The organism is Glutamicibacter nicotianae (assembly GCF_006539525.1).
Classification (GTDB): Bacteria; Actinomycetota; Actinomycetes; order Actinomycetales; family Micrococcaceae; genus Glutamicibacter; species Glutamicibacter nicotianae.
In genome coordinates this window covers 156,591-171,037 of the sequence record NZ_BJNE01000004.1, presented here as the reverse complement: position 1 = coordinate 171,037, position 14,447 = coordinate 156,591, and the positions used below count along the sequence as shown (strand labels likewise).

At 64.1% G+C, this 14,447-nt stretch carries 11 protein-coding genes and 3 riboswitches; of the genes, 5 read left to right on the top strand and 6 right to left on the bottom strand.

Annotated elements, in window-relative coordinates; translation table 11 throughout:
• Window positions 1-54: 54 nt before the first annotated feature.
• The 4 genes from acs to ANI01nite_RS07005 form a co-directional block, all read right to left on the bottom strand.
• Window positions 55-2,016, bottom strand: a complete 1,962-nt coding sequence (acs, locus tag ANI01nite_RS07020; protein WP_121865995.1) for an acetate--CoA ligase — start codon at window positions 2,014-2,016, stop codon at window positions 55-57.
• Window positions 2,017-2,077: 61 nt separating this feature from the next.
• Window positions 2,078-2,905, bottom strand: coding sequence for an ABC transporter permease (locus ANI01nite_RS07015; RefSeq protein ID WP_141356988.1), 828 nt, complete (start codon window positions 2,903-2,905; stop codon window positions 2,078-2,080).
• A gap of 6 nt (window positions 2,906-2,911) precedes the next feature.
• Window positions 2,912-3,934, bottom strand: coding sequence for an aliphatic sulfonate ABC transporter substrate-binding protein (locus ANI01nite_RS07010; RefSeq protein ID WP_066143637.1), 1,023 nt, complete (start codon window positions 3,932-3,934; stop codon window positions 2,912-2,914).
• Window positions 3,935-4,018: 84 nt separating this feature from the next.
• Window positions 4,019-4,834, bottom strand: coding sequence for an ABC transporter ATP-binding protein (locus ANI01nite_RS07005; RefSeq protein ID WP_141356986.1), 816 nt, complete (start codon window positions 4,832-4,834; stop codon window positions 4,019-4,021).
• Window positions 4,835-4,839: 5 nt separating this feature from the next.
• Window positions 4,840-4,942: riboswitch (SAM riboswitch) on the bottom strand.
• A 267-nt stretch (window positions 4,943-5,209) separates the two neighbouring features.
• A riboswitch (SAM riboswitch) is annotated at window positions 5,210-5,301 on the top strand.
• A 15-nt stretch (window positions 5,302-5,316) separates the two neighbouring features.
• Between ANI01nite_RS07005 and ANI01nite_RS07000 the strand changes: the two genes are divergently transcribed.
• Window positions 5,317-6,648 carry an acyl-CoA dehydrogenase family protein gene (locus ANI01nite_RS07000; RefSeq protein WP_141356984.1) on the top strand — a complete coding sequence of 444 codons (1,332 nt, stop codon included), beginning with the start codon at window positions 5,317-5,319 and terminating at the stop codon, window positions 6,646-6,648.
• Window positions 6,649-6,706: 58 nt separating this feature from the next.
• Complete coding sequence (locus tag ANI01nite_RS06995; protein WP_141356982.1) at window positions 6,707-8,110, top strand: LLM class flavin-dependent oxidoreductase; 1,404 nt, start codon at window positions 6,707-6,709, stop codon at window positions 8,108-8,110.
• Between the two features lie 83 nt (window positions 8,111-8,193).
• On the opposite strand, the gene ggt is transcribed toward ANI01nite_RS06995, so the two are convergent.
• Together ggt and ANI01nite_RS06985 are read right to left on the bottom strand one after the other, a co-directional pair.
• Window positions 8,194-10,017 carry a gamma-glutamyltransferase gene (gene ggt, locus ANI01nite_RS06990; RefSeq protein WP_141356980.1) on the bottom strand — a complete coding sequence of 608 codons (1,824 nt, stop codon included), beginning with the start codon at window positions 10,015-10,017 and terminating at the stop codon, window positions 8,194-8,196.
• 216 nt (window positions 10,018-10,233) lie between these two features.
• A complete protein-coding gene (locus tag ANI01nite_RS06985; RefSeq protein WP_141356978.1) occupies window positions 10,234-11,097 on the bottom strand; it encodes an SDR family oxidoreductase in 864 nt (287 codons plus the stop codon).
• A gap of 283 nt (window positions 11,098-11,380) precedes the next feature.
• Window positions 11,381-11,472: riboswitch (SAM riboswitch) on the top strand.
• 92 nt (window positions 11,473-11,564) lie between these two features.
• Between ANI01nite_RS06985 and ANI01nite_RS06980 the strand changes: the two genes are divergently transcribed.
• Genes ANI01nite_RS06980 through ANI01nite_RS06970 form a run of 3 tightly spaced genes read left to right on the top strand, consistent with a single transcriptional unit; the run spans window position 11,565 to window position 14,221 of the window.
• A complete protein-coding gene (locus tag ANI01nite_RS06980; RefSeq protein WP_141356976.1) occupies window positions 11,565-12,584 on the top strand; it encodes a methionine ABC transporter ATP-binding protein in 1,020 nt (339 codons plus the stop codon).
• The gene (locus ANI01nite_RS06975) at window positions 12,581-13,276 is read left to right on the top strand and encodes a methionine ABC transporter permease (protein WP_073707336.1); all 696 of its coding nucleotides are present in this window, start codon (window positions 12,581-12,583) and stop codon (window positions 13,274-13,276) included. The genes ANI01nite_RS06980 and ANI01nite_RS06975 overlap by 4 nt, the downstream gene beginning before the upstream one ends.
• Window positions 13,277-13,309: 33 nt before the next feature.
• A complete protein-coding gene (locus ANI01nite_RS06970; RefSeq protein WP_141356974.1) occupies window positions 13,310-14,221 on the top strand; it encodes a MetQ/NlpA family ABC transporter substrate-binding protein in 912 nt (303 codons plus the stop codon).
• The last annotated feature ends 226 nt before the right edge of the window (window positions 14,222-14,447 follow it).

The following is a 14,447-nucleotide window of genomic DNA, read 5'->3' as shown; positions in this document are numbered from 1 at the left end:
GATTCCGGGAAGAAGCTTCACTTTATTTAACCTCTGGAGGCTTGGCCTGGCTGATTAGCCGCGAGCGCGGCAGATCGCGTTGATCTCCGGGATGCACGGCTCATTCTGCAGACTTGTCGTATCGCCGAGCGTGGTGCCCTCGAACAACTGGGTGAGCAGGCGGCGCATGATCTTGCCAGAACGCGTCTTGGGCACATCTGGAACCAGGACGATTTCACGCGGCTTGGCAATCGGGCCGATCTGGACCGCGACGGTCTCGCGAAGCTCGGCGATGAATTCGGCCTGCCGGGCAGCGAGATCCGCATCAGGCGACTCGGCGATCAGGGTCTTGTCCAGCGGCACAACGAAGGCGGTAGCAGCGTGTCCGGTCTTGGGATCCGGGGTGGGGCAGACGCCGGCTTCCACCACACCGGGGTTGGTGACCAGCGCCGACTCGATCTCGATGGTGGACAGCCGATGGCCGGAAATGTTGATCACGTCATCGGTGCGGCCCAGGATGTAGATGTCGCCGTCCTCATCGAAGCGGGCACCGTCACCGGCCAGGAACCAGCCTTGCTCGACGTATTGTTCCCAGTAGCTGGTGTAGTAGCGTGCCGGATTGCCCCAAACGGTACGGGCCATTGACGGGCCGGTGCGGGTAATGACAATATTTCCCTGCTCGTTGGCCGGCATGCTGCGGCCATTGGCGTCAACGATGTCCACCGAAATGCCCGGCAGCGGACGTGCGGCGCAACCCGGCTTGAAGTGCTCATCCGTAGGCAATGGGGAAAGCACTGTCGCGCCGGACTCCGACTGCCACCAGGTATCGACCATGGGCAGGCCCGCCGCGGTGTCGCGGCCAATCTGCTGGCGGAACCATTTCCACGCCTCGGGGTTGACCGCTTCGCCCACGGTGCCGCCGATCTTCACCGACGACAGGTCGTATTCTGCCGGGATGCCGTCGGGGAACCAGCCCATCAGCGAGCGGACCAAGGTGGGAGCGGTGTAGTAGCTGGTGACCTTGTAGCGTTCGATGACCTCGAAGTGCCGGCCCGGATGCGGGGCGTTGGGCACGCCCTCGTAGATGACCTGGGTGACGCCGTTAGCCAGTGGACCGTAGATCTCGTAGGTGTGGGCGGTGACCCAGGCCAGGTCAGCGGTGCACCAGTGCACATCGTGCTCGCGCTGGGACTCGTCTGGATTGGCGAACAGCATGTTGTAGCTGGTGGCCGCCTGCGTCAGGTAGCCGCCGGTGGTGTGCACCAGGCCCTTGGGCTGGCCGGTGGTCCCCGAGGTGTACATGATGAACAGCGGCGTCTCGGAGTCGAAGAACTCCGGGGTGTGCTCGGTGGACTGGGTATCAACCACCTCATGCCACCAGACGTCGCGGCCCTCGGTCCACGGGATCTCATCTCCGGTTCGGCGGATCACCAGCACCTTTTCGATTTCGTTCTCGCCGGCAACTGCCGCATCGGCGTTGTCCTTGACCGGGACCGAGGTGCCGCGGCGGAACTGGCCGTCGGTGGTGACCAGCACCTTCGCCTTGGTGTCTTCCACGCGGAACTTCAGTGCTTCGGCAGAGAACCCGCCGAAGACCAGCGAGTGGATGGCGCCGATGCGGGCGCATGCCAAGGTGATGACGATGGTTTCAATGAGCACCGGCAGGTAGATGACCACGCGGTCGCCCTTCACCACGCCCAGGGATTCCAAGGCATTGGCAGCTTGGGAAACCCGCTCCTGCAGATTCTTGTAGGTGACTGCAACGCGGTCGCCGGGTTCGCCTTCGAAGTACAGCGCAACCTTCTCGCCGCGTCCTGCGGCGACGTGGCGGTCGGCGCAGTTCACTGCCGCGTTCAGCTTGCCGCCGAGATACCAGGAAATTTCCGGGCCGCGTTGCGCCTGGGGGTCAGCCGGAATGATGCGGCTGGTGGTGTGCCACGGGGTGTCCCAATCCAAAAGGTGCGCCGCTTCGTCCCAGAATTCCTGGCGTGCCGCCTCTGATTCAGGTGCTGAGGTTGTTGCCAATTCGGTGGTCATTGCAAACTTTCTTTGGTGGGGGAAGGGATAGCGTTGCCAGCCGGTGCTAGCTAGTCCGGGGCTAGGTCCAGCGTTTGATCGCCCAGCGTTCGGCTATCGATAGCAGGGCATCGGTGATTTTTCCGAAGACGGCCAGCAGCACGATGGTCATGATCAGGCGGTCCAGGCGGCCATTGTTCTGCGAATCGGTGAGCAGGAAGCCCAAGCCCATCGATGCTCCGAGCAGTTCAGCCGCGACCAGGAAGAGCCACGCTTGGGCCAGTGCCAAGCGCAGTCCGGAGAAGATGGAAGGGACTACCGCGGGCAGCTGGACTGTGCGCAGCAGCTTCAGTCCCTTCAAGCCGAAGGAGCGAGCGGCCTCGATCAGGTGGGCATCGACATGGCGCAATGCCAAGGCGACGGTGGTGAAGACCGGGAAGAACGCGCCGATGATCACGAGCGTGACCTTGGAATCTTCGCCCATTTTCATCCAGAGCACCAGCAACGGAACCCAAGCCAGCGAAGGGACGGCGCGCAGGGCGCTGATGCTCAGGCCCAGAAACGCATCTGCCAATTTGGACAGGCCGACGAGGGCGCCCAGCGCCAGGCCGAGCAGGGAACCAAAGGCGAAGCCGAGCAGAACACGCTGGGTGGAAATGCCGATGTGCTTGCCAAGATCGCCATCTTCGAGGAGCTCAAAGGCGGCGGCAACGACCGAGCCTGGAGTCGGCAGCGTCCACGGGGCAACGGTGCCGCTCACCGTGACGAATTGCCAGACAGCCAGGGTGGCCAGCGGCAGGATCAGCGCAAGCAGCCATTTGGGTGCTCGCAGGATCGTTGCGGCGATGCCTGCCTTGTGCTTGGCAGGTGTCGGATTTTCCCGGGTATCAGCTACGTTTGCGGTGCTCATCGCTGTTTACTCTCCGGAGATCTTCGTAGCATCTGCCTTGAGGGCGAACTGGTCGTCAACGAGGGTTGCCAGTGCTTCATCTACGGATTCCTGCTTGGAAACATCGCCGCTGGCCACCAGGGTGGGGCCAATGTTGCTCAGCACTCCGGTGAATTTGGCGTCGGGAACCGCCGGAACGTCCAGATTGGAGCGTTCCTCGATCACGGTCTTGGCAACTTCTGGTTCGAGCCCTGCAACGTCGGCCAGGATCTCAGCGGTTTCCCCAGGGTTCTCGGCGGCCCAGCCGCGAGCCTTCTCATAGGCGTCGACCACGAGCTGGGCCAGTTCGGGGCTCTGCTCGATGAAATCTTCGCGGGCGTTCAGCGCACCGTAGGTGTTGAAGTCCAGGTTCCGGTAAACCAGCTGCGCGCCGTCTTCTTCGGCGGCGGCCATGATTGGATCCAGGCCGCTCCAGGCATCGACCGAACCGTTGACCAGCGCGGTGCGGCCATCGGCATGCTGCAGGTTCTGCAGCTTGATGTCATCTTCGCTCAGTCCCGCGGTGTCCAGAGCCTGGAGCAGGAAGAAGTAGGGGTCGGTGCCCTTGGTGGCGGCCACGGTCTTGCCTGCCAGGTCTTCAACGGACTCGATCTTTGAATCCTTGTCCACTACCAGGGCTGCCCATTCCGGCTGGGAGTACAGGGCGACGGTCTTGATTGGTGCACCGTTGGAACGGTTCAGCAGCGCTGCGGAACCGGCGGTGGAACCGACATCAATAGCACCGGCGCGAAGCGCCTCATTGGCCTTGTTGGAACCTGCGGACTGGATCCACTCGACGTCAACGCCCTGTTCCTTGGCGGCCGCATCCAGCCATCCCTTTTCCTTGAGCACCAGGCTCAGCGGGTTGTACGTGGCAAAGTCGATGGACAAGGTCTGATCACCGGAGTCGGCCGTAGCGTTTTCGCCAGCGCAGCCGGTCAGGGCAACTGCGCCCATGAGCAAAGCGGCGGCGGACAGTGCGGTGCGGCGGGAGAAGCGGTTCAAGAGCATGGAGAATCCTAGAATTATGCGTGCAAGCGGATGGACGATAGGGCAAAGAGCAAGGATCGCCGAGGATCCAATGCGTTCCCTGGATTAATGGTTGGTTGGGTCGACGCCGAGCAGGCGCAGCAGGTGCAGGCGATCGGCAACGAACTTCTCGTCCGTGTGCCGGCGCGGTTGCCCGGCGGAGATCGCTAGGTCTTCGATGACACCAGCCGCGCCGTTCCCGGTGCTGCGTCCCAAGACGATAACGCGGTCAGCCAAGGTCAAAGCCTCGTCCACGTCATGGGTCACCATGAGTACCGTGGTGGGGAATGATGCGTGAATTGAGAGCAGCAAATCCTGCATCTTCAGGCGGGTCAGGGCATCGAGTGCGCCGAAGGGCTCATCGAGAAGCAATACGCCCGGGCGGCGGGCCAGCGCGCGAGCCAGCGAAACACGCTGGGCCATGCCGCCGGAAATCTCCCGCGGGCGCAGGCTGGCTGCATGGCTCAGCCCGGTCAGCTCGATCAGCTCATCAATCAGCGCGTCGCCAGAGGCCTTCTCGGTTCCTGGGGCTAGACCCAGCGCAATGTTTTCGCGCACCGATCGCCACGGCAGCAGCCGTGGTTCCTGGAAAGAAACGGCGCATAGCTCGTTGATGCCGTTGACCTCGTGGGTGCCTGTGCGGATGTCACCGGTGGAGGGGTGGTCCAACCCGGAGACCGAGCGCAGCAGCGTGGATTTTCCGCAGCCGCTGGCGCCCAGGATCGCGAGGACTTGGCCGGCTGGTATGTGCAAGTTGATGTCGGCCAGCACGGTGCGGCTTTCCTTCTTTGTGGTGAAGGTCCGCGACACGTTGCTGAATTGGACGTACAGTGCGGTTGAGGTGGTTGAAGTTGCCTCGGGCGCTGCAATGGTAAGAGCCATATCAATCTCCATCGGTCCTGGCGGTAGCACCGGCCTGCGGAGGTGGAGCTCCGAAGGTGGTTGCTGCGGCGTCAAAGAGCCAGATCTCTCGGCCGCTCGGGATGGTTACCCTTCTATTACAGCGAGTCGAACGATTTGGACGCAAATCTTGCGTAACATGAAAAAATCTTCGACAACTGCGTCACATTGCCCAGAAATTTCGTTATTTATTTCACCTAGGTCCGGTTTGATCGACTGCAAGCCAATCCGTGCAACTCATCTTCGATGGGACGGCGATTAGGCTGTGGGAATTGAGCCTAGGGCCTCCCCGCTCCGAGGCGAAATATGACTTCGCGGCTTGGAAGGGCCGGATTATTACCGTTACAAATGAATGACGACCCATCCAGAGCGGCTGAGAGATCTGGCTCCATGACGCCGCAGCAACCACCCGAAGAGCGGGACGGTGCTACCGCCAGGACCGATGGAAAGAATTGAGAACCCTGATGCCTATTGGCGAATCACCGAATGCCCCAGGGCTGGACTTCAACCAGCTCAGCGATCCTTCGCAGGCCACCGCGCTGGAACTGGACAAGTTCGAGGAGCAGCTGCCCACCCGGCAGCTGCTCAAGATCACCCCTGGCCCCGGCGCGGATGAGCAGTACGACCGGCTGGCCGAAATCTTCCGCCCGGTCTTCGCTCAGATCGCCGCGACCGCCAAGGACCGCGACCTGAACCGCGTGCTTCCCTTCGAGCAGGTAGGCCTGCTGAACCGCGAGCGCTTCGGCGCGCTGCGCCTTCCCGTGGCCGACGGCGGCTACGGTGCGCGGCTGGTGGATGTCTTCCGCCTGCTCATCGAGCTCTCCGAGGCCGACTCCCATGTAGGCCAGCTGTGGCGCGCGCATATCGCTTTTGTCGAGAATGTGCTGGCACTGGAAGACGAGGCGCTGCGCAAGAAGTGGGTGGCCCGCATCGCCGCCGGGCAGATTGTCGGCAACGCCTACACCGAGCGCGGCGGCAACGCCCTGGGCACCTTGAATACGAAGGCCAGCTTCGTGGACGGGCGCTGGGTAGTCGACGGCGAGAAGTACTACTGCACCGGCACCATCTTTGCCGACTGGACCACTGTTGCGGTGGCACACCCTGAGCTTGCCGGACGCCAGATCGCGGTGGTGTCCACCCAGCGCAGCGGCGTCAAGATCCTCGATGACTGGGACGGATTCGGCCAGGGCCTGACCGGAACCGGCACCACCGAATTCCATCAGGTCCCGGTGGACTGCTTCATGCCGCAGCAGCGCAATGACTCCGAAGCGGCGATCTTCCAGCTGGTGCTCATGTCCGTGCAGGCAGGCATCGCCCGCGCCGCGCTGAACGACCTGCGCAGCGCGGTGCAGGCACGCACCCGCATCTTCACCACCGGAACAGGGGTGCCGGTATACCAGGAACCCCAGGTCCTGCAACTGGTGGGGGAGGTGTCCGCGGAATCCTCCGCTGCCGACTCGGTGGTGATCGGCGCGGTGCTCGAAGTCGAGGCGGCCCTGGGCGATCCGGGGCTGAACGACGAGGAACGCTATGCGGTCTGCGAGCTGGCAGCCAACCGTGCGCAAACCGTGGTGCAGCCGCTGGCCATCGGGGTGACGAGCAAGCTCTTCGACGGGCTGGGGGCCTCGTCCACCAGAAGCGGCTGCAACCTTGACCGGCACTGGCGCAATGCGCGCACCATCGCCACGCACAACCCGGCGATCTACAAGGCGCGCATCGTCGGGGACTACGAGATCAACGGAGTCCAGCCGCAGCGGCTGTCCGTCACCGGCGAAGATTCGGCCCAGCGGGCCTGAGCGCCCGCGACGCAAACCAGATACTTTCCATGAACATCGACCTAATGGGGGCAAAGACATGAGCGAGAACAAGCGCGAGATCCTATTCAACGCATTCGACATGAACTGCGTGGTGCACCAGTCGCCGGGCCTGTGGCGCCACCCGCAGGACAAGGCCGCCGACTACAAGACCCTGGGCTACTGGACCCACCTGGCCAAGGTGCTGGAAGAGGGCAAGTTCGATGGGTTGTTCCTGGCCGATGTGCTGGGCACCTACGACGTGTTCAACGGCAGCAACGAGTCCCCGCTGCGCACCGGCGCCCAGGCCCCGGTGAACGACCCGTTCCTGCTGGTCTCCGCGATGGCGGCGGTCACCGAGAACCTCGGCTTCGGCGTCACCGCCGGCACCGCCTACGAGCACCCGTACCCGTTCGCCCGCCGCCTGGCCACCCTGGACCACCTGACCAACGGCCGCGTCGGCTGGAACGTGGTCACCGGCTACCTGCCCTCGGCCGCGCGCAACATGGGCCAGGAAGACCAGATGGAGCACGACGAGCGCTACAACCACGCCGACGAGTACCTCGAGGTGGTCTACAAGCTGCTCGAGGGCTCCTGGGAAGACGACGCCGTGCAGGCCGACAAGGCCACCGGCATCTACACCGACCCGGCCAAGGTGCACCCGATCGAGCACGAGGGCAAGTACTTCAAGGTGCCGGGCATCGCCATCACCGAGCCGAGCACCCAGCGCACCCCGGTGATCTACCAGGCCGGCGCTTCCAGCCGCGGCATCAAGTTCGCCTCCGAGAATGCCGAGGCCGTGTTCGTCACCAGCCCGACCCGCGAGATGCTCAAGGCCACCGTCACCAAGATCCGCGATGCCGTCGAAGCCGCCGGGCGCGACCGCCACGACGTGAAGATCTTCGCCATGCAGACCATCATCACCGGCGAGGACTCGGCCGCGGCCCAGGCGAAGTTCGAGGACTACAAGTCCTACGCCGACATCGAGGGCGCCCAGGTGCTGATCTCCGGATGGATGGGCGTTGACCTGTCCGAGTACGGCCCGGACGACGTCATCGGAGCCAACGTGAAGTCCAACGCCATCCAGTCCACGGTCGAAACCTTCCAGAAGGCCAGCGGCGACGAGGGCAACCCGTGGACCATCCGCCAGCTGGCCGAGTGGGTCGGCGTGGGCGGCTTCGGCCCGATTACCGTCGGATCCGGCGCCGAGGTCGCCGAGAAGCTCATCGACTGGGTGGACTACACCGACGTGGATGGCTTCAACCTGGCCTACGCAATCACCCCGGGAACCTTCGAGGACGTCGTGAAGTACGTGGTCCCCGAGCTGCAAGCGCGCGGCGCATACAAGACCGAGTACGCCAAGGGCTCGCTGCGCAACAAGCTCTTCGGCGCCGGCGACCGCGTGAAGGGCACCCACCGCGCAGCCCAGTACAAGGTCGCCAACCGGCTGGCCACCCAGGCCTGAGCAGTTGGCCAGCTAGCGCAATAGGCGGCGGCCTGCGGCAACTTCGCAAGAATGTTGCCGCAGGCCGCCGCTTTTCTGCACGCCTACTCGGTTGGCTCCAGCACCATGGCCGAGCCGCCGCCGCGCCTGGTGGGCTCGGCCGCCGCGGTGAGCGTGCCATCGGCTGCGATTTCCACCGCTTCAACGGCACCGATTTCAGTCTGCGGGGTGAAGGAATCGCCAGCAGGCGTGAGCTTGTGGCCAAAGGCCTCAAGTGCAGGGCCATAGGCTTCGATGAACTCGGGTTCCGCGGTGATAGCGGACGTATTGCGCTGAGATGCCCGCGGCGCGGCGATGGCCTCGCTGATGCTCATGCCCAAATCGATGCGGTTCACCAGGGTCTGCAGCACCGTGGTGATGATGGTTGAACCGCCTGGGGAACCGATGGCCAGCACCGGTTCGCCCTCCTGCAGGACAATGGTTGGCGCCATCGAGGAGCGCGGGCGCTTGCCGGGTTCAATGCGGTTCGGATCCTGCGGATCATACACGGTGGAGAAATCGGTCAGTTCGTTGTTCAGCAGGAAACCCCGGCCCGGAACCACCATGCCCGAACCGCCGGTCTGCTCGATGGTCAACGTGTAGGACACGACGTTGCCCCAGCGATCCACCACCGACAGGTGGGTGGTGGAGATGTTTTCCGTATCCTGCTCTTCAACCGGCTCGCTGGTGGTGGCAGGGCATTGGCCATCATAGTTCTCGATATCGCCCGGAGCGACCGGCTTGGCCGCGGCCTGGTCCGGATCGATGGCACATGCACGCTCCGCACCGAACAGCTTGCCGGTCAGGGTCTGGGTCGGAACATTGGCGAAAGCCGGGTCGCCGACGAACTTGCCGCGATCAGCGTAGGCAAGAGCAGTTGCCTCGAAATAATGGTGCAACGCATCGGCTTCGTCCATGGCCGCCACGTCGAACTGGCCCAGGATGTTCAGCGATTCGCCGATGGTGGTTCCTCCGCTGGAAGATGGAGCCATGCCGAAGACATCGTAGCCCCGGTAATCCACTTGCGTGGGTTCCTGCTCAACCACTTCGTAGCCGGCCAGATCGGTGGTGGACAACTGCCCCGCGGGAACCGGGAGGCCGGTATCTGCGCTCTTTGGCGGTGCCTGCACCGTGTGGGCGATCTCGGCAGCCAAGTCTCCCGCATAGAACCCGTCGAGGCCTTGCTTGGCCAGCATCCGGTAGGTGTCGGCAAGATCCGGATTCTTGAAGATGGTCCCGACCTGGGGAGCATCCCCGCCGGGCAAGAACAATTCGCTCGTGGCAGGGAACGCGGCGAACCGTTCCTTGTTGTCCAAGGTCTGCTCGCGGAACGTCTCATCAATGGCAAAGCCGCGGGAAGCGATTTTGGTTGCCGGCCGCAGGACCTGCTTCAGGTTCTGCGAACCCCAATTGTCCAGGGCGCGTTGCCATGTGGCCAAGGTTCCGGGCACGCCGACTGCCACGCCGCTGGTAACCAGTTCCGGGGTGAAGTTGTACGGCTCGCCGGTTTCAGGATCGATGAATGCATCTTTGGCAATGCCTGCCGGGGCGGTTTCGCGACCATCGATCGTGCTGACCTTTCCCGACTGCGCATCGTAGTAGAGGAAGTATCCGCCACCGCCAATGCCGGCGCTGTAGGGTTCGGTGACGCCCAGTGCCGCCGCGGTGGCCACAGCCGCATCCACGGCGTTGCCTCCCTTGCGCAGGACTTCGATGCCGGCGGCGGTGGCCTCCGGGTCCACCGAAGACACCGCGCCTCCGGTTCCAATGGCCGTCGGGACTTTTTCGGTGTGGCGTGGATCCGCGCTCGCCGGCACAGCCGAGAAAGCTCCCAGGCCCAAGGCGATGGCTGCAGCGCAGGCAACTGGCCTCAAACGTGCTCGTGGCATACTTTGATCTCCTCTTCAGGTGGGGATGAAGTATGCGCAAATTTACGGGAGCGGAACCTCCCAGCGAGCTTGTGACACGCGGCACAATCTTTTTGGGTGTTAAATTTCCCCTTGTCGAGCGAATATTCGCGGTTATGACGCTCAGAAGCTGAAGGGCAGGCACCACGGCAACGACTGCCGCGAGCGCCTGCCCGTTGGACCCTTGATGAGAGGGTGCTACTTGTCCAGGTTGTCCTTGATGACCTTCCCCAGGGACGTTGGGGCACGGCCGATTAGTGCAGCCAGATCACCGGTGCTGACCTCCAGTGCTCCTTCGCGAATGCGCACGTCGGTATCGACGAGGATATGCGCGAAGGGCCCGGGGACTCCGGCGTCAGCGTAGATCTTTTCCAGCTGTTCGGGATCCATTTCCTGGTAGGCGACGTCCTGGCCAGCGGCGGCGCCGACAGCGCCAGCAAGCTGGGCGAGGGTGAATGGCTTGTCGCTGCCCAACTCGTAGATCTTGCCGTTCTGATCTTCATCGGACAGCAGCACCGCCGCGGCTGCCTCCGCGAAATCGGCACGGGTCGCAGCGCTGATCTTGCCCTCGCCCGCGGCACCGAGGATCATGCCGCTATTGAGGTAGCCCATGAGCTGGTCGGTGTAGTTCTCGATGTACCAGCCGTTGCGCAGCAGCACGTAGCCGATGCCGGATCCAGCCAGCAACCGCTCGGTGGCGATGTGCTCCTCGGCGAGCTCCATGCCGCCGGTCATCGCGTTGGCAATTGACGTGTAGGCGATCAGCGAGACGTCCACCTGCTTGGCGGCGTTGATGATGTTCTCATGCTGGGCGACGCGCTGGCCCACCTCGCTGGAGGAGATCAGCAGCAGCTTGTCGACTCCTTCAAGCGCGGAAACCAGATCTGACTGGACGTTGTAATCGGCAACGCGGGTTTCCAAGCCCTTGCCTGCCAGCGTGGCCAGTTTTTCTTCCGAACGGCCGATGGCAATCAGCTGCGCGGGATCGGCCCCGCGCTCCAGCAGTGCATCGATGACGAGTCCTCCGAGTTGTCCGGTGGCTCCGGTAATTGCGATCTTCATGGCATTCCTTTCCAAGGCATTCGGTGATTCCAACCGTAGGCCAGCTGCGCGTATTCCCGATGCCCAGCCGGGGACAGGACCCAAGGCCGAGGTCAAATCCGCGAGGGCACCTGCGTCCCGGAAGGTCACACGCGGGGCAATGCGGCGAATCATGACGCCGAAGATGACGCCGACGGCCCGCATCCTTGCACCGGGGATGACGTGATGTCGCAGTGTTGCGCAACTCTTGGCTCGGTCCGGGCATGGAACGCAGACTGGGAACACCTGGCCGCCAAGGCCGGGCAACCCATCCAGAGCGACCGAGAGACCTGGCTCGTTGACGTCGCAGCAACCACCCGAACCGCGGGACGGTGCTACCGCCAGGACCGATGGAGCAGTGGCTGCCACCGGGCCACGCCTGGCTACGAGCCGGCACAGCCTCGGCCCTGGGCAGTCCTTCCCGGTGCAACATCCAAGGAGCACGCAGCATGATCGAGATCAAGGATCTGCACAAGCACTATGACACCGCGCAGGGGCGCATCGAGGTGCTCAAGGGGATCGACCTGTCGGTGCCGGAAGGCTCGATCACCGCAGTGGTCGGCCCTTCCGGGGCAGGCAAATCGACCCTGTCCCATTGCATCTCGCTGCTGGAGAAGCCCAGCAGCGGACAGATCCTCGTCGACGGCAAGGATCTCGGCGCGCTCTCTGGCAGGGCCTTGCGCGCTGAACGCCGCGCCATCGGCACGATCTTCCAGAACTCGGCCCTGCTGAGCCGGCTGAGCGTCGCCGAGAACGTGGCCCTTCCGCTGCGGAACCTCGGGGTGGTCCACCACGAAATGCAGCAGCGGGTGGCCCAGCTGCTGGACCGGGTCGGGCTGCTGGAGAAGGCGAACGCCTATCCCGGGCAGCTCTCCGGCGGCCAGCGGCAGCGCGTCGGCATCGCCCGGGCCCTGGCCCTGCGGCCACGGCTGCTGCTCTCCGACGAAGCCACCTCGGGCCTGGATCCCGAATCCACGCACCAGGTGCTGGGGCTGCTGGATTCGCTGCGCAGCGACCTGGGCCTGTCCATCATCCTGATCACCCATGAGATGGATGTGGTGCGGCATGTGGCCGACGAGGTCGCCCAGCTGGCCGGCGGGCGCATTGCCGAGCACGGAGCCCTGCATGAGCTGGTGGCCTCCCCAGGCTCGGCGACCGGGGAGAAGCTGCTGCCGCTGCGGGCCGAGGACCTGCCGGCAGGCTTCGACTATGCCGTGACGGTGGCCTACCGCAAAGACCGGGTCGATCCCGGCTGGATCTCCCGGCTGGGCATCGAGCACGGGATCGCGGTGGCCCTGCTTGGCGGGGCCGTCGAGGCGCACCACGAGGGGACCTTGGGCCGCGTGCGCTTGGGCGTTCGGGGCACGAGCCCTCAGGACCTGGTCCGGTTGCTGGACGGGTGGGGCCTGCACGCCGACCCGGGCAGCCTGGCCCGCAACAATCGCGAACTGGTGGAGGCCAACGCATGAGAATCCCCTTTGAAAGCGCAGCGGTGGGCACCGACACTCCGTGGCAGCAATTGCCCGAGTTGATGCTGCCGGCCTACGGCCAGACCTGGGCCATGGTCGGAATCGTCATGGCCCTGGTCATCAGCCTCGGAGGACTGATGGGCATCGCGCTGTACAACACCGATCGGCAGGGGCTCTTCCCGCGGGCGCGCCTGCATGCGGTGCTCAGCTGGATCGCCAACATGGGACGCTCCCTGCCGTTCCTGGTGCTGATGGCAGCGATCATCCCCTTCACCAAATGGGTCACCGGCACCACCATCGGCATTGCCGCGGCCGCCGTGCCCATGACCATTGCCGGCATCCCGTTCTTCGCCCGGCTGGTGCAGAACGCGCTGAACGACCTGCCGAGGCACAACCTGGCCGTAGGGCTGGTGACCGGCGGTTCGGCCGCGCAGATCATCGGCACCACCCAGATCCGCGAGGCGCTGCCGGCCCTGGCCTCGGCCATCACGCTGAACACCATCTCGATGATCGAGTACTCGGCCATCGCCGGGACCATCGGGGCCGGGGGCATCGGCTATCTCGCCGTGACCTACGGCTACCAGCGCTTCGACATGAATGTCATGCTGGCGACCATCGTGGTGCTGATCCTGACCGTGCAAATTGTCCAATTCCTCGGCGACCGCATCGCCCGCGCCCTGGCGCGTCCCTGAACACCATCGACGAACGAACGAACGAGCGAGACCATGACTACACCGCACACCGGGCACGACCACGGCTTCACGCTGCGCAAGAACCGCAATGCCCTTCCCTGGACCATCGCCTCCCTCGCGGCCGTGGCCGCCCTCATCCTCGGCGTGCTGCTGGGCCAGCAGCGCTCCGCCCCTGCCGCCGCCTCGGCCGCCGGAAGCCAGACGAAGTTCACGGTCCACTTCGAACCGGCCATGGCCGGGGAGGAGAAGATCCTGGATTTCGTGGCGCGCCAGATCGCACCGGACTACGGCATCGAAATCGAGAAGGCCGGGCTGCAGGATCCGATCCAGGCCAACCAGGCGGTGGCCAGCGGCCAATTCGATGCCACCATTTTCGAGCACCAGTGGTACATGGAGCAGTCCGCCGAGGCTGCCGGAGTCGAGCTGGAACCCACGGTGGAGCTCTTCCAGTGGGGTTTCGGGCTCTACTCGAACCATTACGACTCGGTCGAGGACATCCCGCGCGGCGCCTCGCTGCTGCTGCCCAACGACGTGGCCAACCAGGGCCAGGCGCTGTGGCTGCTGCAACGCGAGGGCCTGCTCGGCCTGGACCCGGACATCGAACCGCGCACCGCGAAGATCTCCGATGTCATCGATAACCCCCGGGGCTTCGAGCTGAAGGAAGCCGACCTGCTGGCGATGCCGCGCATGCTCGACGACGTCGGCGTGGCGATCGGCTACGTCTCCCAGTTCGATGCGGGCAAGGTCGACCGCGACCAGGGGATCTTGTTCCCCGAGCCGCCCAAGACCTTTGCCTCCCGCCTGATCATGGGCGCGGAGTATGCCAAGAGCGCCGATGAGCAGAAGCTGGTGGAAGCATTTTCCGATCCGCGGCTGCAGGAGTACCTGGCCACGACCGAGGATCCGCTGGTCCAGGGAGTGCTCACCCCGGTCTCCGGTTCCTGACGGCAACCCCCATTGCGCCGCACGTTTCGGCGTGCGCGAAGCGGCCCGGCACCGACAGGAGCCGGGCCGCTTCGCGCTCCTGATGACGCATTGTCTCCGCCTAGGCCAGCAGCGTCAAGGATTTCCTGTCAAGGTGCTTAATCCTTGGACTTGTGACAGAGTATTACGCCCAATATGACGAACATCGGGCATTTCAGAATGCGTTGTGTGACTTCATGACCCCTGT

Excerpts from the sequence above, each read along its gene's own strand:
- ggt (WP_141356980.1), bottom strand. The coding sequence starts at position 10,017 with ATGCCACGAGCACGTTTGAGGCCAGTTGCCTGCGCTGCAGCCATCGCC.
- ANI01nite_RS07000 (WP_141356984.1), top strand. The coding sequence starts at position 5,317 with ATGCCTATTGGCGAATCACCGAATGCCCCAGGGCTGGACTTCAACCAG.
- ANI01nite_RS06975 (WP_073707336.1), top strand. The coding sequence starts at position 12,581 with ATGAGAATCCCCTTTGAAAGCGCAGCGGTGGGCACCGACACTCCGTGG.
- ANI01nite_RS07010 (WP_066143637.1), bottom strand. The coding sequence starts at position 3,934 with ATGCTCTTGAACCGCTTCTCCCGCCGCACCGCACTGTCCGCCGCCGCT.
- ANI01nite_RS06985 (WP_141356978.1), bottom strand. The coding sequence starts at position 11,097 with ATGAAGATCGCAATTACCGGAGCCACCGGACAACTCGGAGGACTCGTC.
- ANI01nite_RS06970 (WP_141356974.1), top strand. The coding sequence starts at position 13,310 with ATGACTACACCGCACACCGGGCACGACCACGGCTTCACGCTGCGCAAG.
- ANI01nite_RS06995 (WP_141356982.1), top strand. The coding sequence starts at position 6,707 with ATGAGCGAGAACAAGCGCGAGATCCTATTCAACGCATTCGACATGAAC.
- ANI01nite_RS07015 (WP_141356988.1), bottom strand. The coding sequence starts at position 2,905 with ATGAGCACCGCAAACGTAGCTGATACCCGGGAAAATCCGACACCTGCC.
- ANI01nite_RS07005 (WP_141356986.1), bottom strand. The coding sequence starts at position 4,834 with ATGGCTCTTACCATTGCAGCGCCCGAGGCAACTTCAACCACCTCAACC.
- ANI01nite_RS06980 (WP_141356976.1), top strand. The coding sequence starts at position 11,565 with ATGATCGAGATCAAGGATCTGCACAAGCACTATGACACCGCGCAGGGG.
- acs (WP_121865995.1), bottom strand. The coding sequence starts at position 2,016 with ATGACCACCGAATTGGCAACAACCTCAGCACCTGAATCAGAGGCGGCA.